Source organism: Streptomyces yunnanensis, from assembly GCF_029011865.1.
Classification (GTDB): Bacteria; Actinomycetota; Actinomycetes; order Streptomycetales; family Streptomycetaceae; genus Streptomyces; species Streptomyces yunnanensis.
In genome coordinates, this window is the sequence record NZ_CP095749.1 from 4673844 (window position 1) to 4693736 (window position 19893).

General features: G+C 71.0%; 18 protein-coding genes. 11 read left to right on the top strand and 7 right to left on the bottom strand.

Features of this window, described 5'->3' with window-relative positions; translation table 11 throughout:
* Window positions 1–177: 177 nt before the first annotated feature.
* Complete coding sequence (locus MOV08_RS20185; protein WP_275308421.1) at window positions 178–957, bottom strand: GntR family transcriptional regulator; 780 nt, start codon at window positions 955–957, stop codon at window positions 178–180.
* 16 nt (window positions 958–973) lie between these two features.
* Between MOV08_RS20185 and MOV08_RS20190 the strand changes: the two genes are divergently transcribed.
* A complete protein-coding gene (locus tag MOV08_RS20190) occupies window positions 974–1456 on the top strand; it encodes an NUDIX hydrolase (protein ID WP_275308422.1) in 483 nt (160 codons plus the stop codon).
* 1650 nt (window positions 1457–3106) lie between these two features.
* Here MOV08_RS20190 and MOV08_RS20195 read toward each other — a convergent pair.
* Window positions 3107–3568, bottom strand: a complete 462-nt coding sequence (locus MOV08_RS20195) for a hypothetical protein (RefSeq protein ID WP_275308423.1) — start codon at window positions 3566–3568, stop codon at window positions 3107–3109.
* Window positions 3569–3598: 30 nt separating this feature from the next.
* Complete coding sequence (locus MOV08_RS20200) at window positions 3599–4378, bottom strand: DUF2127 domain-containing protein (protein WP_039634441.1); 780 nt, start codon at window positions 4376–4378, stop codon at window positions 3599–3601.
* 620 nt (window positions 4379–4998) lie between these two features.
* Here MOV08_RS20200 and MOV08_RS20205 point away from each other — a divergent pair.
* From MOV08_RS20205 to MOV08_RS20230, 6 genes are all read left to right on the top strand, one after another.
* Window positions 4999–5163: a hypothetical protein gene (locus MOV08_RS20205; RefSeq protein WP_167390733.1), complete on the top strand. Its 165-nt coding sequence runs from the start codon at window positions 4999–5001 to the stop codon at window positions 5161–5163.
* Between the two features lie 55 nt (window positions 5164–5218).
* On the top strand, window positions 5219–5512 hold the full coding sequence (locus MOV08_RS20210; RefSeq protein WP_067348790.1) for a Dabb family protein: 294 nt from the start codon (window positions 5219–5221) through the stop codon (window positions 5510–5512).
* 251 nt (window positions 5513–5763) lie between these two features.
* Window positions 5764–6573: an RNA polymerase sigma factor SigF gene (locus MOV08_RS20215; RefSeq protein ID WP_039634445.1), complete on the top strand. Its 810-nt coding sequence runs from the start codon at window positions 5764–5766 to the stop codon at window positions 6571–6573.
* Between the two features lie 190 nt (window positions 6574–6763).
* The gene (locus MOV08_RS20220; RefSeq protein WP_039634447.1) at window positions 6764–7603 is read left to right on the top strand and encodes an RNA polymerase sigma factor SigF; all 840 of its coding nucleotides are present in this window, start codon (window positions 6764–6766) and stop codon (window positions 7601–7603) included.
* Window positions 7604–7794: 191 nt separating this feature from the next.
* The gene (locus tag MOV08_RS20225) at window positions 7795–8574 is read left to right on the top strand and encodes a hypothetical protein (RefSeq protein WP_275308424.1); all 780 of its coding nucleotides are present in this window, start codon (window positions 7795–7797) and stop codon (window positions 8572–8574) included.
* Window positions 8575–8816: 242 nt separating this feature from the next.
* A complete protein-coding gene (locus MOV08_RS20230) occupies window positions 8817–9296 on the top strand; it encodes a VOC family protein (RefSeq protein ID WP_039634451.1) in 480 nt (159 codons plus the stop codon).
* A gap of 202 nt (window positions 9297–9498) precedes the next feature.
* Here the strand turns inward: MOV08_RS20230 and MOV08_RS20235 are convergent, their stop codons facing one another.
* Complete coding sequence (locus tag MOV08_RS20235; protein WP_039634453.1) at window positions 9499–9717, bottom strand: hypothetical protein; 219 nt, start codon at window positions 9715–9717, stop codon at window positions 9499–9501.
* A gap of 432 nt (window positions 9718–10149) precedes the next feature.
* Here MOV08_RS20235 and MOV08_RS20240 point away from each other — a divergent pair, with 432 nt between their 5' ends.
* The 3 genes from MOV08_RS20240 (at window position 10150) to MOV08_RS20250 (ending at window position 14448) form a co-directional block, all read left to right on the top strand.
* Window positions 10150–10632: a MarR family winged helix-turn-helix transcriptional regulator gene (locus MOV08_RS20240; protein ID WP_039641209.1), complete on the top strand. Its 483-nt coding sequence runs from the start codon at window positions 10150–10152 to the stop codon at window positions 10630–10632.
* A 101-nt stretch (window positions 10633–10733) separates the two neighbouring features.
* Window positions 10734–13277 carry an MFS transporter gene (locus MOV08_RS20245; RefSeq protein ID WP_476718402.1) on the top strand — a complete coding sequence of 848 codons (2544 nt, stop codon included), beginning with the start codon at window positions 10734–10736 and terminating at the stop codon, window positions 13275–13277.
* A gap of 328 nt (window positions 13278–13605) precedes the next feature.
* Window positions 13606–14448 (top strand): YceI family protein, encoded by an 843-nt coding sequence (locus MOV08_RS20250; protein WP_102926724.1) that lies wholly within the window; start codon window positions 13606–13608, stop codon window positions 14446–14448.
* Between the two features lie 136 nt (window positions 14449–14584).
* On the opposite strand, the gene MOV08_RS20255 is transcribed toward MOV08_RS20250, so the two are convergent.
* Window positions 14585–15412 (bottom strand): TrmB family transcriptional regulator, encoded by an 828-nt coding sequence (locus MOV08_RS20255; RefSeq protein ID WP_039634460.1) that lies wholly within the window; start codon window positions 15410–15412, stop codon window positions 14585–14587.
* A gap of 479 nt (window positions 15413–15891) precedes the next feature.
* Between MOV08_RS20255 and MOV08_RS20260 the strand changes: the two genes are divergently transcribed.
* Window positions 15892–17193 carry a S53 family peptidase gene (locus tag MOV08_RS20260; RefSeq protein ID WP_275308426.1) on the top strand — a complete coding sequence of 434 codons (1302 nt, stop codon included), beginning with the start codon at window positions 15892–15894 and terminating at the stop codon, window positions 17191–17193.
* Window positions 17194–17322: 129 nt separating this feature from the next.
* On the opposite strand, the gene MOV08_RS20265 is transcribed toward MOV08_RS20260, so the two are convergent.
* Window positions 17323–18111, bottom strand: coding sequence for a TetR/AcrR family transcriptional regulator (locus tag MOV08_RS20265; protein WP_039634462.1), 789 nt, complete (start codon window positions 18109–18111; stop codon window positions 17323–17325).
* A gap of 128 nt (window positions 18112–18239) precedes the next feature.
* Window positions 18240–19805, bottom strand: coding sequence for an MFS transporter (locus MOV08_RS20270; RefSeq protein ID WP_039634464.1), 1566 nt, complete (start codon window positions 19803–19805; stop codon window positions 18240–18242).
* Window positions 19806–19893 lie beyond the last annotated feature (88 nt).

Genomic DNA, 19893 nt, shown 5'->3' on the forward strand with positions numbered 1-19893 from the left:
ACCCGGGCGCCGGTGAAGGCGTCCAGGCAGGCAATGCACGGGGCAGATGACCCCTGAACTCCTGCACTCATGTACTTATGTGCAGGAGTTGCTGCCATGAGAATGCCCAACTCCTGTACATGAGTCAACCCGCCGCGAGAGCTTTCATCGCGACGGGCTGAAGGAGTTGAGGCTGCGTCAGTCCCCGGCAGGGATGCGGTAGTCGAGAACGAACTGGTCAGCGGCCATGACGGTGTCGCAGACCTCGACCACCCGGCCGTCCTCACTTTCCGCGTTCCGGACCAGATGGATCACGGGCGAGCCGGGGCTCAGACTCAGGGCGCCGGTCTCCTGCTTCGTCGCGAGCCGGGCCCGAACGGTCTCCGTGAACTCCTTCAGCATGTGCCCGTGCTCCTCCAGGCGGGCGTAGATGCCGCCGCCCCCAGGGTTCTCCGCGAGCAGCTCGGGGATCTCCTCGGCGATGTCCCACGGAAGGTACGACGTCGCCTCCTCCGTGGGCGTCCCGTTGCTGAAGTACAGACGCCGACGCGCCAGCACCTTCGTGCCGGTGATGACGCCCAGCCGTTCCGCGATCTCCTCCGGTGCCTCGGTGGGGCCGACGTACAGCACGGTGACGCCCGCGGTCTTCCCGGCCTGCTCGGACTCCGCGAGGTAGGCCGCCTTGCCGGCCTTACGGTGGGACCGGCGGAAACGGTCGGACGACTTACGGCGTACCGGCGGCTGGCTCTTCACGAACGAGCCCTTGCCGTGGTGAGTGTCGATCAAGCCGGTGGGCCGGAGCTCCGCCACGGCCTTGCGTGCCGTGCCCTGCGACACGGAGTAGCGGGCCATGAGCTCCGACTCGCTGGGAACTTTGACTCCTGCAGGGAGGACTCCGGACCTGATCTGCTGAGCCAGGTCTTCCGCGATCTGTAGGTACCGTGGCTGACCTGAGTCTCTAGAGGCTGCTGTGCCCATGTCCTTCAGTCCTCCTATGCTCCTGTACATGAGTAACGCTAACCGGGAGGGCCGGTCAATGTCGCTTCACTCGGTTTCGGTGGCCGGAGTGGTGGTCCGCGAGGATGGTCGCGTTCTCGTGATCAAGCGTGCTGACAACGGCGCCTGGGAAGCGCCGGGCGGCGTCCTTGAACTGGACGAACGCCCCGAGGAGGGCGCCTGCCGAGAGGTCCTGGAAGAGACCGGCATCGAGGTCAAGACGGAGCGTCTGACCGGCGTCTACAAGAACATGAAGCGAGGCGTCGTCGCCCTGGTCTTCCGCTGTCGGCCAGCCGGCGGCGAGGAGCGCACGTCGGACGAATCGGTGGACGTGCGCTGGTTCACCCGCGCAGAGGTCGAGAGCCACATGGTGGAGGCGTACGCGGTGCGCGTCCTCGATGCGCTTGACGCTGGGGTGCCGCAGGTGCGGGCTCACGACGGCCGACGACTGTTCCCTGCAGACCTCGCGGCAGGTCACTGACAATCGGGGCGACCCTCTCTGCAGAAACTCGGGAGCGGCCGCGTGAGTGCCGGTCATGGAGACTCGGCAACCTACGTGGACCAGCGTTCAGGTGGCCCTCACCGCCGCTTGAGGGGGCGTAGTTCCAGGCCGCAGTCGCTGCTGAGCTCGCAGGCGTCTGCTATTTACGCACCAACACCATAGGGTGGGCACTCAAGAAGTCGGTAATGGGCCAGGGTGCCGTATGCCTATTACATGCGATGTCAATCCTGCCGGAATTCTTCATTCCGTCTCCGGATCCGGCAGTTCTTGTCGCGAAAGTCGATGTTTTTCTGCGCCACAACCTGTGAGTCCGGAATCCGCAGGTCAGGAGTCATGAGGGTCGCACATTGTGGATCTATCCACAGACCCTTCCACCATTTTACCCACAGGTCATCTTCGTTTATCCTCAGGTAATCTCAAGTTATCCACAGGGGTTGTGGATAAGCGAATTGGTGACGACCTGACTTGGTGTCACGATTGGTCCAAGGGGTTGGCGTGGCCGCAAAAAGGCGGCCCCCGCTGCAACGGGAGCCGCCCCGACCTAACTCGTAGCGCAAGGAAGGTCTCTTATGACACTACCTAGCTGTCCCGGGGAAACAACATCCGGCCGTGAGGGCGCGGAGGATGAGCCGATCTCGGGTGGGCGCGTGTGGCCCCTGGGAAGCAGCGGGTTTCGTAGATTGGCAGGGTTCGGGGCTCTTGCCCTCGGAGTTGTGGTCCTCGCCTATCTGTTCCCGGCAGTCGCCACCCCGATTGCGACGGCATCCGGCGTGCTGGCGGTCGCGTATCCGATCGCATCGGCCCGTCGCAGTGCTTCGAGGGAGAGCGGGGTGCCCGAGTCCGCCGCTTCAGAGTGTTCGCCGACGCGTTCTGAGATGCGTGACATCAGCGGCTGACATCAACGGCGGTGTACGCCAGTGGACGGCAGTGGAGATCGTGAGGTAGCGGCCTGGCTGGGTGGCGCAAAGGTGAAAGCTCCCTGACGCGTTTAGGGGCGCAGCACCCGCCTACAAGTCCGGCGACGATGCCACGGCGGCGTTCCGTCAGTGGTGAGCAGGCTGGCCGCAATGGCGCGGCCACGCGCTCAAGAATGGCGAACGCGCCCGGTCAGCGATGGCCGGGCGCGTCTCAGTTTCCGTCTCATTCACCGCCGTCCGGCGCCGTTCACGACGGTTCACGCCACGGACGGGGGTACTGAGATGAACAAGCCTGAACGATCGCGGATTGGACCCTGACCAGCACGAACAAACCTCGAAAGCGAGTGTGGCGCAAGTCACCGAGGGTTCAAATCCCTCCGCTACCGCTCTTGAGAACCGCCTCCGATCTGCGCGAGCAGGTCGGGGGCGGTTTTGCGTTGTCGCCGGCGGGCTCGGCGAGCGGGCCGGGGGCGCCCGCCGTGGCAAGCGGAGGGAATATCAAGGGCCTTGGCGCCAGGGCGTGGGCGACCGTGCCGCGGTGGCGGGCGTACGGCCGGTCCCGCGTCGGCCCGTTGGGAGGGCGGCGGCGCGCAGGGGCGGCGGCAGGCGGCAGTTGCCGGGCCGACGGCGGAAAACGGGGGCGGCCGGAGTCCGGTGTGGACTCCGACCGCCCCCGCGGTGCGCGCAAGGCGCGGAAAACGGACCTGATCCGTCAGCCCCGACGGCGGAAAGCCTTCCGGATGAAGTGCACGATCATCCAGATCAGCAGGATCACGATGACGATGATCACCACGATGATCACGATCAGGAAGATACCGAGCTTCTTGAAGAAGCCCATCTTCTTCTTCGGCTTGTCGTGGGACGTGAAGGCCGCCTGCTGCGTGACGTGGTGGTAGCTGCTGCTGTGCGTGCTGTGCCGCCACTTCAGGGCGGCCGCGGGGGCCGCCTCGACGCGTGCGGCGCCCGGCGCGGCCTGCGCGGCGGTCACGGCGGCGGGGCGGGCCGCGGCGGCCTCGGCCAGTCCGGCGGCGGCGGCCGGACCGGCGGCCGCGGCCAACATGCCGAACAGCAGGGCCAGCACGACCATCGGGCGGCGGCGGGCCACGGCCCGGCGGCCGGGTGCGTGCGGCGAACCGGACTGCCGGTGCGCGGAGTTCATGAACGTGAGTCGCATGGGATTCGCTTTCCCCCTCGTACGGTGCGTTCAGCCATTATGGGCGGGTGTGGGCATTCCGGCGGACGTCTCGACCTCCAGCAGGGAGGCGCTCCGGCGCTCCTCGTCGAAGGCCGCGCGGCCGCCCCGCAGCCCGAACAACCGCTTGCCGATGGCGATGTAGAGCACCGCGAGGATGTTGATGACCAGGGTGGCGATCTTGAGCCAGCTGACCTTCTCGGTCAGCTCGTAGATCTCCAGCGGCAGGAACGCGGCGGTCGCCACCACCGCCAGGTACTCCGCCCAGCGCTTGGACATCCACAGTCCGACGCCCTCGACGATCTCCACCAGCGCGTACGCCAGCAGGAGCGCGGCCACCACCATCAGGGTGGAGTGCTTGTAGCCGAAGGTCTTCCGGATGGTGTCGACGATCGGGGAGTGGTCCAGGTCGTAGTGGAAGTGGACGGCGATCGGGCGGACCACGTCCAGGTTCTTGTCGAAGAACTGGCGGACCGCGTCCTGGCTGTTGCTGAACTGCCACACGGCGAGCGCCGCCAGCACCACGAACACCCCGCGCAGCGCCCGCTCCACGGCCAGGAACCGCAGGAGGAACAGGTCCCGCAGCACCTTGCCGCGCGGGACCAGCGGGGCGCCGGCGGCCGGCCCGGAGCCGTGCGGCTCGCCGAGCACGAAGTCGCCGCAGCGCAGACAGCGCCAGGCCGCGCCCAGGGCGGTACTGGCGTGCAGCTTCGCCTCCAGATGCGCCTCGTGCGGACGGTAGGTGATGTGCCCGCGCCGCGCGCAGGTACGTCGGTTCCAGTCGATGCTCATCGCGGGAGCCCCCGGTCTTCCTCTCGTCGTTCCGCGCGGGCCGGTGCCACGGCGGTCGGCCGCCGCGGGCCGGCCCGCGCTCCGTGCCGGCCGATTGTCGCGTACATGAGGTGACCCGCGACCTACGGGGATGCCTTACGGGAAGAGGGACGAGAAGAACGGTCCTGAGGTTGCCGGAGAACGGCCCGGACCAGTGCGCGCGCCCGGCGCGCGGGGGTGTGGCCGGGGGAGGCGGGCCAGGGGGTTGGAGCCGCCTCCCCCGATGAGGACCGGGCCCCGAGTCCACGCCGCGCTGTCAGGGGGCGCGCGGCACGGACCCCGCAGTGGGGCACTGGTCCCGGGGCCCCGCGGATTCCTGCCAGACCCGCGGTGGCCTCATGACCCATCCTGCCTCCCGCGGGCCGTCCCAACAGCCGGGCAAAGGGCCCTCCTTGGAGGGCCTTTGGTCCATAAGGCCCGTGTGAAGGACAGGGCCGGACGGGGTGTACCGCCTCGCCCGGTCGAACACGTGTGGTTACACTCGCCCGACCGCACCGGCAACCGGGGCGGCCACCGGGGCCAGGGGGGTCGCGGGGAAACGCCGTAGGGCGCAGGGACCTGCCGCAGGGGAGACGGAACTGATGGCGACAGCGAAGAAGGTCGCGTTGTACCTGGTCGTCATCTTCGTGCTCTGGACGATCATCGCCACCCCCAAACGGGCCGCCGGCCTCGTCCAGATAGGCTTCGAGGGCATCTCGTCGGCCGCGCAGAGCGTCGGCGAGTTCATGACCCAGCTGGTCAGCTAGGTCCCAGTCGGCCCACCGGACCGGCTGCGCATCGTCCCGCCGTACGGAGGTCGCTGTGATCCGCCACCTGGTCCTGTTCAAGCTCAACGAGGGCGTCTCGCGCGACGAGGAGCGGGTGCAGGCCGGCGTCCGGGCCTTCGCCGCGCTGGAGAAGGAGATCCCGGAGCTGACGTTCTGGGAGTGCGCCTGGAACATCACCGACCGCCCGATCGCCTACGACTTCGCGATCAACTCGGCCGTCGCCGACACCGACGCCCTCAAGCGCTACCTGGAGCATCCCGCCCACCAGGCGGCTGCCGCCCAGTGGCGCGAATTCGCCACCTGGGTGATCGCCGACTACGCGATCTGAAACGCCCCGGCGCCACCCGCGCCGCCGCACCCACCCAGAGCCCCTCGCCCCGCAGGCGGGGGGCTCCGCCGTGCAGCCGGACGACCCGTCGCACCCCTCGCGCGCGACCCCGGTATCCGCCAACTCTCTCTTCAACACGGCGTTATGAGGTGCTTGCACACAGTGGACATGTCTTGTGATGCTATGACCGCTTTTGCCGGATACATGCGATTCGCGAAACATGCTGCGAAAAATGCACTGTGAAGGGTGGCGTGACCGTGACGGCCCGTACTGCGCCCAAGGCTCCTGCCCGCGAGAGCCGTAGCGCGGACACCCGGGCGCTGACGCAGGTGCTCTTCGCCGAGCTGGCGGGCCTGGAACCCGGCACCCCCGAGCACACCCGCGTCCGCGCCGCCCTGATCGAGGCCAACCTCCCGCTGGTCCGCTACGCCGCGGCCCGCTTCCGCAGCCGCAACGAGCCGATGGAGGACGTGATCCAGGTCGGCACCATCGGCCTGATCAACGCCATCGACCGGTTCGACCCGGAGCGCGGGGTCCAGTTCCCGACCTTCGCCATGCCCACCGTCGTCGGCGAGATCAAGCGCTACTTCCGGGACAACGTCCGCACCGTCCACGTCCCGCGCCGCCTCCACGAGCTGTGGGTCCAGGTCAACGGCGCCACCGAGGACCTCACCGTGCTGCACGGCCGCTCCCCGACCACCGCGGAGATCGCCGAGCGGCTGAAGATCGGCGAGGACGAGGTGCTGGCCTGCCTGGAGGCGGGCCGCTCGTATCACGCCACATCCTTGGAGGCCGCCCAGGAGGGCGACGGCCTGCCCGGCCTGCTGGACCGCCTCGGCTACGAGGACCCCGAGCTGGCCGGCGTCGAGCACCGGGACCTCGTACGGCACCTCCTCGTCCAGCTCCCCGAGCGCGAGCAACGCATCCTTCTGCTCCGTTACTACAGCAATCTGACGCAGTCCCAGATCAGTGCGGAGCTCGGGGTTTCGCAAATGCACGTCTCCCGGCTACTGTCGCGGAGCTTCGCCCGCCTGCGATCCGCAAACAGGATCGACGCCTAACCAGCACGGGCGACCCGTTCCTGCACAGATATGTCGACAAGACGCTACAGCGCGTTGCCGACATGTGACATTCTGCAGGAACCGCGTTTGCCGTGGTGCTGCCTCCGGTATTCAGGTGGAGGTATACCTCCTCGGTCCGCCCTGGGCCGGGGACGCCGCAGCGACCCGTCCGCGACCTCAAGGGGGTGGCATGTCCGTAGAACTGGGCAGCTCGAAGGTGCTTCCCGCGATTCCCGCGCCGGCACCACACGTGCATGACGACGTCGACGCCATCAACACCCGCTCGCTCTCCCGGTCCCTGTTCCTGCGGCTCGCCACGCTCGACAAGGACTCCGCCGAGCGCGCGTACGTGCGCGACACACTCATCGAACTGAACCTCCCGCTCGTGCGGTACGCCGCCGCGCGCTTCCGCAGCCGCAACGAGCCGATGGAGGACATCGTCCAGGTCGGCACCATCGGCCTGATCAAGGCCATCGACCGTTTCGACTGCGAACGCGGGGTGGAATTCCCGACGTTCGCGATGCCGACGGTGGTCGGCGAGATCAAGCGGTTCTTCCGCGACACGTCCTGGTCCGTGCGCGTCCCGCGCCGCCTCCAGGAGCTCCGACTGGCCCTCACCAAGGCCAGCGACGAGCTCTCCCAGAAGCTGGACCGCTCGCCGACGGTGCCCGAACTCGCCCTGTGCCTGGGGGTGTCGGAGGAGGACGTCGTCGACGGCCTGGCGGTGGGCAACGCCTACACCGCCTCCTCGCTCGACTCCCCCTCCCCCGAGGACGACGGCGGCGAGGGCTCCCTCGCGGACCGCCTCGGCTACGAGGACACCGCGCTGGAGGGCGTGGAGTACCGCGAGTCCCTCAAGCCGCTGCTGGCCAAACTCCCGCCCCGGGAGCGCCAGATCATCATGCTGCGCTTCTTCGCCAACATGACGCAGTCGCAGATCGGCGAGGAGGTCGGCATCTCCCAGATGCACGTCTCCCGACTGCTCACCCGCACGCTGGCGCAGCTCCGGGAAGGGCTGATCTCGGACTGAGGCACGGTCCGCCGAGGGACAGCCGTTCCCCGGTCGCTCGGCGGACAGCAAGAAGGACGGCGCCGCACGTCCGCGGACCGATCCGCCCCGCCCCACCGGCCCCGTGCCGTGACCCCGTCCCCGGCCGCGTGCCGGCCCGCGCTCCGCGCACCTCTCTTCACACCTGACGCTTCGTCAGCAACACTGTCCCGATGCGACGGACGACGACTGTTGCCTCCGCCTCGGCGGCCGTGCTCTGCCTGGGCGTCCTCCTCACCGGCTGCGCCGACGCGGCCGGTTCCGGCTATGCCGCGGTGGGCGCGGCAGGCCCCTCCGACGGCACCACGGCGACGAAGCCCGCACCCCCACCGGGCGGCGTCGAGCTGACGCCCCTGGACGGCGGCGGTGACGGCTCCGGCCCCTCCGGCCGCTCCGGCCCGCCCAACTCCCCCGGCCCGCCCAACTCCCCCGGCCCGGCCGACCCTGGCCCCTCTCCCGGCCCGACGGGCGGCAGCCCCACCGGCGCCCCCACCACGTCGCCCCCGACCACCCCGCCCGGCCCCTCCGCGGGCACCCCGGCCGGCCACGGCGACGGCGGCACCCCCGGCTCCAACCCCCCGTCCGCGCCCGGCGGTTCCCCCGCGCCGCAGCCGCCCTCCCCCACGATCCCGGCCGGTCCCGGCGCCCCGTCCGGCCTGGTGGTGGGCAAGCCGGTGCTCGCCGACACGGACGTCCGCTGGTGCCAGCAGATCACCATCGCCTTCCTCGACACCGGCGACCGCCCGGTCACCGCCGGCACGGTCACCTTCGGCAGCCATGTCATCGGCGCCCTCGGGATCGACTGGGCGACACTGGAGTCCACCCGCCCCCTCCCGCTCCCGCTCGCCCCCGGCACGCCGGCGACCGGCCGCTGGCGGGTGTGCGTGGACGCCTGGCGGGTCCCGTGGGGGATGCACCTGGACACCCGGGACGTGACCTTCAAATGGAAATGACAGCGCGGTAGTTAACGGCGATTTCCGGCCAATGACGGCGCCCGTGGGACGGCCGTCCGGGCGCCTCGGGAGAGGGGGCGGCGGCGGGCGGTCCGGCGGCCGTGGAATTCCCCACCCGAATGGCGATGAGTCCGGCACCGCACGACGGTCGATACAGAGAGTCGACGCACAAGAGCGGCCCCCCGGCCGTCACCGCCGACCACGACCGCCCGGCCGTCCGGCCCGAACACCAGGAGCACGCCATGCCGAAGATCACGCCCAACCTCTGGTTCGACACCCAGGGCGTGGAGGCCGCCGAGTTCTACTGCTCGGTCTTCCCGAACTCGCGGATCACCAACATCACGCACTACACCGAGGCCGGCCCGCGCCCGGCCGGCACCGTGCTGACCGTCGAGTTCGAGCTCGACGGCCAGGAGTACCTCGCGATCAACGGCGGTCCGGAGTTCACCTTCGACGAGGCGATCTCCCTGGCCGTCATCTGCGCCGACCAGGAGGAGATCGACCACTACTGGGCCCGACTCTCCGAGGGCGGCCAGGAGGGCCCCTGCGGCTGGCTCAAGGACAAGTACGGGCTGTCCTGGCAGATCGTCCCGGAGGCGATGGCCGGCCTCCTCCAGGACGCCGACCCGGCCCGCGCGACCCGCGCCATGCGGGCCATGCTGGGCATGAAGAAACTGGACCTCGCGGCCCTGCGGGCGGCGGCCGACGGCACGGCGGGCTGACGGCGGGGGCGCCGGGCGCGGGACCCGGTTCGCCGCGTCCGCCGCGGCCTCCCGGGCCCCGTGCGCACGGCCGTCGCCGCACCGTCATGTCGTCAGTTCGCCGCCGTACGGCTGGAGTTCACGCCGTGCGGCCGGAGTTGGTCGGCGTAAGGCCGGAGTTCGTCGCCGGGCGCGGGGCGTTCGGCCCCGCGCCGTCGTGTCGTCAGTTCAGGGCCAGCCAGGCGGCGCCGGCGATCACCACGAGGGCGACGATCACGCCGACGATCAGGCCGACGCGCGGGCCGCTCGACGCCTGTTGGGGCGCGGGGGCGCGGCGGGCGCCCTGCGGGGTGCCGCCCTCGTCGACGAAGGCTTGGAACATCTGCGTGTTGCCCGCCGGGTCGTAGTTGCCCCCGGCCTGGTTCTGCGGGTTGGTCGCCATGGTGAAGGACCCTAGCGAACCCCGGGCCCGGGGGCACCCCGGGGTCGCGTATCCTCCGCGAGCGTGCGCGGGCGCGGGCCCAGACGGTCGGGCCGGCGCGCCTACCGAGCGCATACCCGCTGGTCACGGAGTGCAGACGAGGAGCCTACGCCGCGCCGCCTGACGCGTACATGGCGTGAGATGCGGGACGGGCATGAGGGGCAGGGCGGCACAAAGGTCGCGCACCCGTCGCCGGATCGCTCATTTACCGCATTGACCAGCATCTTTACACGCCAAAGCAGCCCCCTTGGGTTATCCATGACCCAGACTTTGCCAGTCCCATACCACCCCTGTCGGCAAATCGTTTGCCTTCAGCAACCAACTTGCTTATGGTTGCCCTAAGCAACAAAACAACCGCGAAGGTTGCGCAGGTGAAGAGGCGTGGAGGAGCCGGTGGCCGCTCGAAGTCAATACGAAGAGCTGGCCCGGCAACTCAGCGCCATCGGGGCCGTCAAGCGGGAGATGGGGCGGATGCTGCCCCAGGACTGCCCGCCGGCGTCGGCCGGGGTGCTCACGCTCCTCGACCGGCACGGCGAGATGCGGATGAGCCAGCTGGCCGAGCTGCTCGCGATCGACATGTCGGTGACCAGCCGGCACGTCGCCCATGTCGCTGAGCGCGGCTGGATCGAGCGCAAGCCCGATCCGGTGGACAAGCGGTCGCGGCTGCTGCGGCTGACCCCGAGCGGCAGGGAGCTCCTGGCGGAGCTCGCCGAGCGCTACACCCAGACGCTCGCCCGGTACTTGGACGACTGGACCGACACCGACGTCGGGCACCTCATCGAGCTGCTCGCCAGGCTCCGCACGAGCTTCGGCGACTGCCGCATCCGGGCACATCACGACTCCCCCGCCACCACCCGTACCCCCGCAGCAGGATGAAAAGGAAGTAAAGGAACCACATGGCTACGACCTCACCAGCAGGTGTGCGGGGCGGGCATGCCAAGCATGGGGGCGGCCACGGCGCTTCCCATGACGGCCCCATGACGCACCGTCAGATCATGGAGGCGCTGTCCGGGCTGCTGCTCGGCATGTTCGTCGCCATCCTGTCGTCGACGATCGTCTCCAACGCGCTGCCGCACATCATCCATGACCTGGGCGGCGGCCAGAGCGCGTACACCTGGGTCGTCACCGCGGCACTGCTGTCGATGACCGCGACCACACCGTTGTGGGGCAAGCTCTCCGACCTGTTCAGCAAGAAGGCGCTCGTCCAGATCGCGCTGGTCATCTACGTCGGCGGCTCGGTGGTCGCCGGTCTGTCGCAGAACACCGGCATGCTGATCGCCTGCCGCGTGGTGCAGGGCATAGGCGTGGGCGGTCTGTCCGCCCTGGCCCAGATCGTCATGGCCGCGATGATCTCCCCGCGCGAGCGCGGGCGTTACAGCGGCTACCTGGGCGCGACCTTCGCGGTCGCGACCGTCGGCGGCCCGCTGCTCGGCGGCGTCATCACCGACACCAGCTGGCTCGGCTGGCGCTGGTGCTTCTACGTCGGCGTGCCGTTCGCCGTCATCGCGCTGATCGTGCTCCAGAAGACCCTCAAGCTCCCGGTCGTCAAGCGCGCGGGTGTCAAGGTCGACTGGGCCGGCTCGTTCTTCATCGCCGCCGCGGTCACCCTGCTGCTGGTGTGGGTCACCCTGGCCGGCAAGAACTACGACTGGATCTCCTGGCAGACCTTCGCCATGGTCGGCGGCGCGCTGGTGCTCGCGGTCGTCTTCGTGATCGTCGAGAACAAGGCCGCGGAGCCGCTGATCCCGCTGCGGCTGTTCCGCAACAAGACGATCACCCTGGCCACCGTCGCCTCCCTGTTCGTCGGCATCTCGATGTACAGCGGCACGGTCTTCTTCTCGCAGTACTTCCAGCTGGCCGAGGGCAAGAGCCCGACGATGTCCGGCGTCATGACCATCCCGATGGTCACGGGCCTGTTCCTCTCCTCGATGATCTCCGGCCAGATCATCACCCGCACCGGGCGCTGGAAGATCTTCCTCGTCAGCGGCGGTGTGCTGCTCACCGCGGGCCTCGGCCTGCTGGGCACGCTGCGCACGGACACCCCGTACTGGCACGCCGCGATCTACATGGCGCTGATGGGCCTGGGCCTCGGCATGATGATGCAGAACCTGGTCCTGGCGACCCAGAACCAGGTCGCGCCCCAGGACATCGGATCCGCCAGCTCGACGGTCACCTTCTTCCGTACCCTCGGTGGCGCGGTGGGCGTCTCGGCGCTCGGCGCGGCGCTCGGCAACCGCGTCACGCACTACGTGACCGACGGGCTGACCGCCCTCGGTCCCCAGGCCGCCGCGGCGGCGAGCCACGGCGGCGGCAGCAGCGACGGCATTCCCGACCTGTCGGCGCTGCCGGCCCCGATCCGGTCGATCATGGAGGACGCGTACGGGCACGGCGTCGGCGATGTCTTCCTCTACGCGGCTCCGTTCGCCCTACTCGCCCTGATCATCACCCTGTTCATCAAGGAGGTCGCCTTGCGCAGCAAGTCCGGTTCGGAGCGCGCCCTCGCCGGAGACGGCGACGGCGACGCGTCCCAGGCCCCCGCGGCCGCCGCGGCACCGGCCCCGCTCGCCGCGTCCGCCCCGGCCCCGGCGCCCGCCGCTGCGGCCGAGGAGCGCGAGCCCGCCCTGGTCGGTGCCGTCCCCTCCATATCCGACTCCCTGTCCGACGACGACCTGCACACCCCCTCCTGGGCCCAACCGGCTCCGGCGGCCCAGCCCCTGGCGGCGTACGCGTCGGCCGGCGGCGACGCCCTCCCGGCCGGGCCCTCGATCCACGGCTTCGTCCGCAACGCCGAGGGCAACCCGGTGCCCCGCTCCGCCGTCACGCTGATCTCGCTCAGCGGCCGGCAGTTGGGCCGCTCGGTCGCCCAGGCCAACGGCTCGTACGTGCTCGGTGCCCCGGGCGCCGGCTCCTACGTCCTGATCGCGGCGGCCGACGGCCACCAGCCGCAGGCGTCCACGGTCGTCGTCGGCGAGGCGCCCTACGGCTACGACATCCTGCTCAGCGGCACCAGCGGCCTGACCGGCCAGGTCCGCAGCGCGGTCACCGGCGCGCCGGTGGGCGGCGCGATGGTCGTCGTCACCGACGTCCGCGGCGAGGTGCTGGCCACCGGCCAGACCACCGCCGAGGGGTCCTTCTCCTTCGGTGAACTGGCCCCCGGCACCTACACCCTGGCGGTCAACGCGGCCGACTACCGGCCCACCGCCCAGCCCGTCGAGATCGGCGGCCAGGGCACCACCCGGACCGAGATCGAGCTGCTGTCCGGCGCCCGGGTGCAGGGTGTGGTCCGGGCCGGGGCGCAGCGCGCGCCGCTGGCCGACGCCCGGGTCACCCTGGTCGACGCGGCGGGCAACGTCGTGGCCACCTCCACCACCGGTGCGGACGGCGCGTACGCCTTCACCGACCTGGACGCCGGCGACTACACGGTCATCGCGAGCGGCTACCCGCCGGTCGCCTCCGGCCTGGCCATCGAGGCCGGCGGCGTGGACGGCTACGACGTCCAGCTCGCCCACCCCGGGGACTGACCCCGGTCCCGGGCCCCGCGACCGCGGCGGCCCGGGCGACACACCCCGGACCGGGGCGCGCATCGAGCGGAGGCGCGCCCCGGGCCGGACCCGGGGCTCCGGCGGCGGCGCCGCGCACAGGCAGGGGACGGCCTGCGGCGCCGCCGCCGGGGCCCGACACCTCCACCGGCCGGCCGGCCGGGGAACGGTACCCACCGGGGCCGGACCGGGCTCACCCGGGCCCGCGCGGCCCGACGGACCACCCGCTCACACGGACACACGCACGGACAGGCACGGCACGTACCCGCACACGGGGCGCGTGCCGGCACTGAACGGGAGAGGCACGTACATGACTTCGACGGGCGCGGGAGCTGCGGGCGTACGGGCGCAGGTCCGCACGCGGGACGGCTGGGCGGTACAGCACGCCGTGCTGACCGTCACCGACATGACGGGCGCGCAGGTGCTGCGCGCCAACGCCGACGAGGACGGCGCGGTCCGCAGCGCGGAGCCGCTGCCCGCCGGCCCCTACACGGTCATCGTGACCGCCGTCGGCTACGCACCGGTCGCCTCCAGCGCGATCGTCACCGCCAGCGGCCGGATGGACGTCGGCACCGTCGTGCTGGCCCGCCAGGGCGGCGTGGAGCTCCCGCCGCCCGGCCCCTGGACCATCGACCCCATGCACTCCACGGTGGGCGCGGTCGCCCAGCACCTGGGCATCTCCAGCGTGCACGGCCGGTTCACCGAGTTCAGCGGCCGGATCGACATCGCCGAGGACGTCGAGAAGTCCCGCGTGGAGGCGGTCATCAAGGCCGCGTCGATCGACACCGGCAACGGCATGCGCGACGGCCATCTGCGCAACGAGGACTTCCTCAACGTCGAGGTCTACCCGCAGATCACCTACCGCAGCACCGGCCTGGCGCCGGCCGGCCCGGACCGCTGGACGGTGCACGGCGACCTCTCGCTGCACGGCGTGGTCCGCCCGGTGGACCTCGACCTCAGCTACCTCGGCACCGGCCCGGACCCGTGGGGCGGCGTCCGCGCCGCGTTCCGCGCCACCGCCGAACTGCGCCGCGAGGACTTCAAGATGAACTACAACCAGGTCGTGGCCGCCGGCATCGCGGCCATCGGCACCACCCTGAAGGTCGAACTGGACATCCAGGCCGTCCAGGGCGAGAGCCTGCCCATGGCCTGAGCGGTCCTCCGACCGGCGGCCCGACGCGAGTCCGTGCGCGTGCGGGGGCGGGCCCGGCACCGTCGTGCGCCGGGCCCGCCCCTTCTTCTGTTGCCGCCGGGGCCGCCTTCGGGCTCCCGTCGCCCGGGGCCCCCGCCTACGACCGGAGCGCCTCGCGCGGCTCGGGTGCGGTCGCGGCGGTCTCCCACACCGTCAGGAAGGCCAGCCGCAGGCACGCCGCGAGGGCCGGGTGCTCGATGACCAGGGCGGTGGTGGAGTCGGCGCCGGCGACCGGGTCGGGCATGTCGCACAGGACCAACGAGGCGTCCGCGATGACGAGTTTGAGCGGCAGGTCCGCGGTGAAGCGGGCCTCCTCGCCGGCCGCCGCGAAGCTGCGGACGTTGGCGAGCATGCCGGCGTCCTCCAGGGCTCCGGAGGAGTAGATGGCGCGGACCGTGCCGCCGGCCCCGTGCAGCCGGCGGGCGGCCTCGATGCCCTCGGCGTTCTCCGCCGGGGCGACGAACGGCGGCTTGCAGAAGCTCAGCAGCTCGCGGCGGGCCTGCCGTTGGATGTCGGCGAACCGCTCGGCGATGACGGTCGGATCGCGCAGGATCTCCACGTAGTCGAGCGGGTCGCTGTGCCGGCGCCCGTCCGCCCACAGCGGCTGGAGCGACGCGGCCAGGGTGTCGGAGGCGCGTTCCAGCCGCTCCAGGGACTCGCGTTGCAGCGCCACCAGGCGGGCGACGGCCAGTTCGGGGGCGACGGCCGAGTAGGTGGCCACCCGCCCGGGGTGCGCGTTGGCGAGCCGGCGCCGGACGAGCGCGTCCAGCACGTCGTACACGCGCTGGCGTGGCACGTCCGCCTCGCGGGCGACCTCGGCGGCGGTGTACGACTCCCGTCTGATCAGGGCGAGGTAGACCCGCGCCTCGTAACGGGCCAGTCCCAGCGCGACGAGATTGCCGACCGCGTCTTCTTCCAACTCCATGAGGCAAGAAGGTATCGGGCCCGGGCGACGAACGCGCCGGTGTCCGGAAGGCCACCGCAGGCGGACCGGAAGCGGACCAGAAGAAGGCTTTGCCGTAACCCGGTGTCCCTTTGACGGTCTGTTCACTACTTTCCTTGTGAGCCACCACTGACCGGGGTGGCACCGACCGAGTGCACGTGCGCAACGCACCACCGGAGCCGTACGGAGCCCACGGGGGGGGCCGGGCGTCCGCCCATCTCGCGCGTACTCCCCCACGGAGGCACGCGCGCCCCGCGCGGAGCAACCTGTCATGTTCGCGACATGGCGGGGAGCGAGGCGCACCCGGCGCTGCCGCCCGGACCGCGCGACCCCACGGCCCCATCGCACCGCACCGCCCCGCAGGACCGCACCTCCCGGCACCACCGCACCACCCCCCACCCGGCGCCGGCAGCACGCCGGCCACCGGCCCCTTCCCCTCTCCCCCCACGGAGGTAACTCCCTTGCCTTCCCTGCGAAAGAACACCGCGGACAGTGGACGGGCGGACCGCACCGGAGGGCTGGCGCGCCGCGGCGTCCCGGCCCTGCTCTCGGCGGCCACCCTCGCCATCGGCGGTCTGATCGCCGCCGTCCCGGCGGGCGCCGCCCCGGCCCCGGCCGCCCCGCACGCCTCCCCCGCCGCGTCCGTTTCCACCGCCGTCCCCACCCACCGCCTGTGCGCGGAGCCGGCCAAGCCCGGCTACATGGCCTGCAACGCGGTGGCCCGTACGGACGTCAAGCAGAGCCTGGCCCTGGGCCGCCACATCACGCCGTCCGGCTTCGGTCCCGCCGACCTCCAGGGCGCCTACAAGCTGCCGAAGACCGGCGGCTCCGGCCAGACCGTCGCCATCATCGACGCCTACGACGACCCCAACGCCGAGAAGGACCTGGCCACCTACCGCAAGCAGTACGGCCTGCCGGACTGCACCACCGCCAACGGCTGCTTCAAGAAGGTGGACCAGAACGGCGGCACCAAGTACCCCAAGGCCGACGCCGGTTGGGCCGGTGAGATATCCCTCGACGTCGACATGGTCAGCGCCGCCTGCCCGCAGTGCCACATCCTGCTGGTCGAGGCGAACAGCGCCAACATGGACGACCTGGGTGCGGCCGTGAACCGCGCGGTCACCATGGGCGCCAAGTTCGTCTCGAACAGCTACGGCGGCGGCGAGGACTCCACCGACGCCACCTCGGACGAGAAGTACTTCAAGCACCCGGGCGTCGCGATCACCGTCAGCTCCGGTGACAGCGGCTACGGCGTCGAGTACCCGGCGGCCTCGCAGTACGTCACCGCGGTCGGCGGCACCTCGCTCAAGAAGGACAGCAGCACGCGCGGTTGGAGCGAGTCGGTCTGGGGCACCAAGGCGGGCGGCGAGGGCGCCGGCTCCGGCTGCTCCCAGTACGACGCCAAGCCGTCCTGGCAGAAGGACACCGGCTGCGCCAAGCGCACCGTGGCGGACGTCGCCTCGGTCGCCGACCCGGCCACCGGCCTCGCGGTCTACGACAGCTACCAGGCCAGCGGCTGGAACGTCTACGGCGGCACCAGCGCCTCGGCCCCGTTCATCGCCGGCGTCTACGCCCTCGCGGGCGCCCCGGCCGCGGGCGACACCCCCGCCTCCTACCCGTACACCCACGCCTCCGCGCTGAACGACGTCACCAGCGGTGCCAACGGCTCCTGCTCCCCGTCGTACCTCTGCACGGCGGGCAAGGGCTACGACGGCCCGACCGGCCTCGGCACCCCGAACGGCACCGCGGCCTTCACCAAGTGACCAGCGCCGCGTAGTCCCACCGACCGTCGCAGTCCGGCGCCCGCCCGACGAACCGGACTGCGACCCTCAACCCGTGGACCCGGACCGTTTCCGAACGGTCCGGGTCCACGGCGTTGCCGGCGGCGCCGCTCAGTGCGCCGCTTCCCGCGCCAGGCGCGCCCGCATCGCGTCGATGCCCGCGATCTGCAGGTCGATCGCGAAGTCGAAGTCGCGGTTGAGCATGTCGAGGGCGCTGGCGTCGCTCATGGCGTAGCCGGCGCGGGTGGAGAGTTCCATCGTCTCGGCGAAGTCGGGGCGGTCCGAGATCGCGGCGATGACCTGGGTGAAGTAGTCGTCGATGCTGATGCCGGCGGCGCGGCAGCGGGCCTCGTGGAGACTGCGGATGGTGGAGAAGCCGTAGACGAAGTTGAAGACGGAGGCCAGGGCGCCGGAGGTGTGGTCCGGGTCCAGTCCGCTGCGGGCCATCACGCGCAGGGTGGCGTTGGAGAAGGCCGTGGCGTGCGGGCCGATGTTGATGACCTCGCCGAGCAGGCGGGGCGTCCAGGGGTGCCGCAGCAGGCCGTCGCGGTAGGTGGTGGCCAGGCCACGCAGCTGGTCGCGCCAGTCGGCGGCGGGGTCGGACTCGTCGGGCAGCGCCATCTCGCCGGCCACCGCGTCCACGGCGAGTTCGAGGAGGTCGCTCTTGGTGTCGACGTACCAGTAGAGGGACATCGCGGTGACGCCGAGGTCGGCGGCGAGGCGGCGCATGGAGAACTTGGTCAGGCCCTCGGTGTCGAGCAGCCGGACGGTGCTGGCGACGATCTTGTCGAGGCCGAGGCCGGCCGGCTGTTCCGCCTTCCTCCTGAGCGGAGGGCGATCGGCCAGCCAGACGCTGTGCGGTAGTTGCGGCTCGGCGCGCCCGTTCGTCGTTGCTGCCATGGCGCCCTTCCTTGGGTCTTGCGGGGAGTGCGGTTCCGCGGGACCGCCGGCCCGAGCCGCCGGGACGGCGGTCGGTCCGGAGGTCGGTCCGGACGGGACGGGCGATGGCGTCCCGTCCGGAACCGATGCTATTCCGCCGCGCCGGTGGCCGGATCGTGGCCGGTGGGCGCCGCCGGGGTACCGTCGGCCGCGCTCCCGACGCGTTCCGCCCGGCGCAGCAGGACCGCGGCGAGCAGCCCGCCGAGGAAGACCGCCGTCGCACCGACCAGCTGGCTGGTGCCGATGCCGGACGCGAAGGCGTCGTGGACGGCGGTGCGCTCCGCCGCCGAGTGCGTACGGGCGAGGGCCGCGGAGAGCGAGCCGGCGCCCGCGGCGGCCAGCGGAAGCAGCGCCGCGAAGCGGGAGTTGAGGACCGCGCCGAGCACCGCGACGCCCAGGCCCTGGCCGAATTCCATCAGGGTGCCGTTGACGCCGGCGCCGACGCCGGCCTTGGCGGGCGGGATCGCGGACATGATGGCGTTGGCCATCGTGGGCATCGCGATCGCCACGCCGATCCCCATGACGATCAGGCCGAACAGCATGCCGCCGTAGCTCCGGCCGCCGAGCAGCGATATCGCCGTCAGGCCGCCCGCCAGCAGGGTCATCCCGGAGACGATCATGCCGGGGGTGCCGAAGCGCGGCAGCAGACGGGCACTCAGGCCGGTGAAGTTGATCAGCACGACGGTGAGCGCGAGCGGCGCCATCCGCAGACCGGCGTCCAACGGGCCGTAGCCGAGCACCAGTTGGATGTGCTGGGTGAGCAGGAACATCGAGCCGCCCATCCCGAAGGCCACGAGGATGCCGCCGGAGACCGCGCCGATGAACCGGCGGTTGCGGAAGAAGTGCATGTCCAGCATGGGGTGCGGGATGCGCAGCTCCCAGAAGGCGAAGAGCGCCAGGCCGGCGATGCCGACGGCGGCCGAGATCAGCACCTGGCCCGACAGCCAGCCGGTCACCGGGCCGGAGATGATCGCGAAGACCACCCCGACCATGCCGACCATCGACAGCAGGGCGCCGAGCACGTCCGGTCGCTCGCCGCCTCGGCTCTTGGACTCGGGCACGAGGGCGAGGACGGCCACCAGCGCTATCACCGCGACCGGGATGTTGACCAGGAACAGCGAACCCCACCAGAAGTGGTCGAGCAGCGTACCGCCGATCAGCGGCCCGGCGGCGAAGCCCAGGGAGTTCACCGAGCTCCAGATGCCGATGGCCTTGGGGCGCTCCGCGTCGTCGAAGATCTGCATCACGACGGCGAGGGTGGTGGTCATCAGCAGCGCGCCGCCGATGCCCATGCCGGCGCGGGCGCCGATCAGTTGGCCCGGCGAATGGGCGAGGGCGGCCACGAGCGACGCGATGCCGAACAGCGCCAGGCCGATGGCCAACATCTTCTTGCGGCCGTAGCGGTCGGCGGAGTTGCCGGCGATCAGCAGCAGGCCGGACTGGACCAGCGAATAGGCGTTGATCATCCACTGGACGTCGGCGGTGGTCGCGCCCAGTTCCTCGGTGAGGGACGGGACGGCCACGTTGAGCACGGTGTTGTCGAGGACGACGGTGAGCTGGGCGATGCAGATGACGGCCAGGATCAGCCAGCGGGTGGCGTGCCGACCCGGCGGTTGGAGGGTGGGGGCGATGGCGTCGGGGGCCACGGCGGGCATACGAGCTCCCTGTACGGTGCGAGCGGAGGCTTACACCGTACAGGGATTCTTATACGCCGTACATTTCCTTTTTCGGGGCCATGTCCTA

Bases quoted from the DNA above. Each gene is read 5' to 3' on its own strand.
- MOV08_RS20185 (WP_275308421.1), bottom strand. From the start codon at position 957: ATGGGCACAGCAGCCTCTAGAGACTCAGGTCAGCCACGGTACCTACAG.
- MOV08_RS20190 (WP_275308422.1), top strand. From the start codon at position 974: ATGCTCCTGTACATGAGTAACGCTAACCGGGAGGGCCGGTCAATGTCG.
- MOV08_RS20195 (WP_275308423.1), bottom strand. From the start codon at position 3,568: ATGCGACTCACGTTCATGAACTCCGCGCACCGGCAGTCCGGTTCGCCG.
- MOV08_RS20200 (WP_039634441.1), bottom strand. From the start codon at position 4,378: ATGAGCATCGACTGGAACCGACGTACCTGCGCGCGGCGCGGGCACATC.
- MOV08_RS20205 (WP_167390733.1), top strand. From the start codon at position 4,999: ATGGCGACAGCGAAGAAGGTCGCGTTGTACCTGGTCGTCATCTTCGTG.
- MOV08_RS20220 (WP_039634447.1), top strand. From the start codon at position 6,764: ATGTCCGTAGAACTGGGCAGCTCGAAGGTGCTTCCCGCGATTCCCGCG.
- MOV08_RS20225 (WP_275308424.1), top strand. From the start codon at position 7,795: ATGCGACGGACGACGACTGTTGCCTCCGCCTCGGCGGCCGTGCTCTGC.
- MOV08_RS20230 (WP_039634451.1), top strand. From the start codon at position 8,817: ATGCCGAAGATCACGCCCAACCTCTGGTTCGACACCCAGGGCGTGGAG.
- MOV08_RS20235 (WP_039634453.1), bottom strand. From the start codon at position 9,717: ATGGCGACCAACCCGCAGAACCAGGCCGGGGGCAACTACGACCCGGCG.
- MOV08_RS20245 (WP_476718402.1), top strand. From the start codon at position 10,734: ATGACGCACCGTCAGATCATGGAGGCGCTGTCCGGGCTGCTGCTCGGC.
- MOV08_RS20250 (WP_102926724.1), top strand. From the start codon at position 13,606: ATGACTTCGACGGGCGCGGGAGCTGCGGGCGTACGGGCGCAGGTCCGC.
- MOV08_RS20255 (WP_039634460.1), bottom strand. From the start codon at position 15,412: ATGGAGTTGGAAGAAGACGCGGTCGGCAATCTCGTCGCGCTGGGACTG.
- MOV08_RS20265 (WP_039634462.1), bottom strand. From the start codon at position 18,111: ATGGCAGCAACGACGAACGGGCGCGCCGAGCCGCAACTACCGCACAGC.
- MOV08_RS20270 (WP_039634464.1), bottom strand. From the start codon at position 19,805: ATGCCCGCCGTGGCCCCCGACGCCATCGCCCCCACCCTCCAACCGCCG.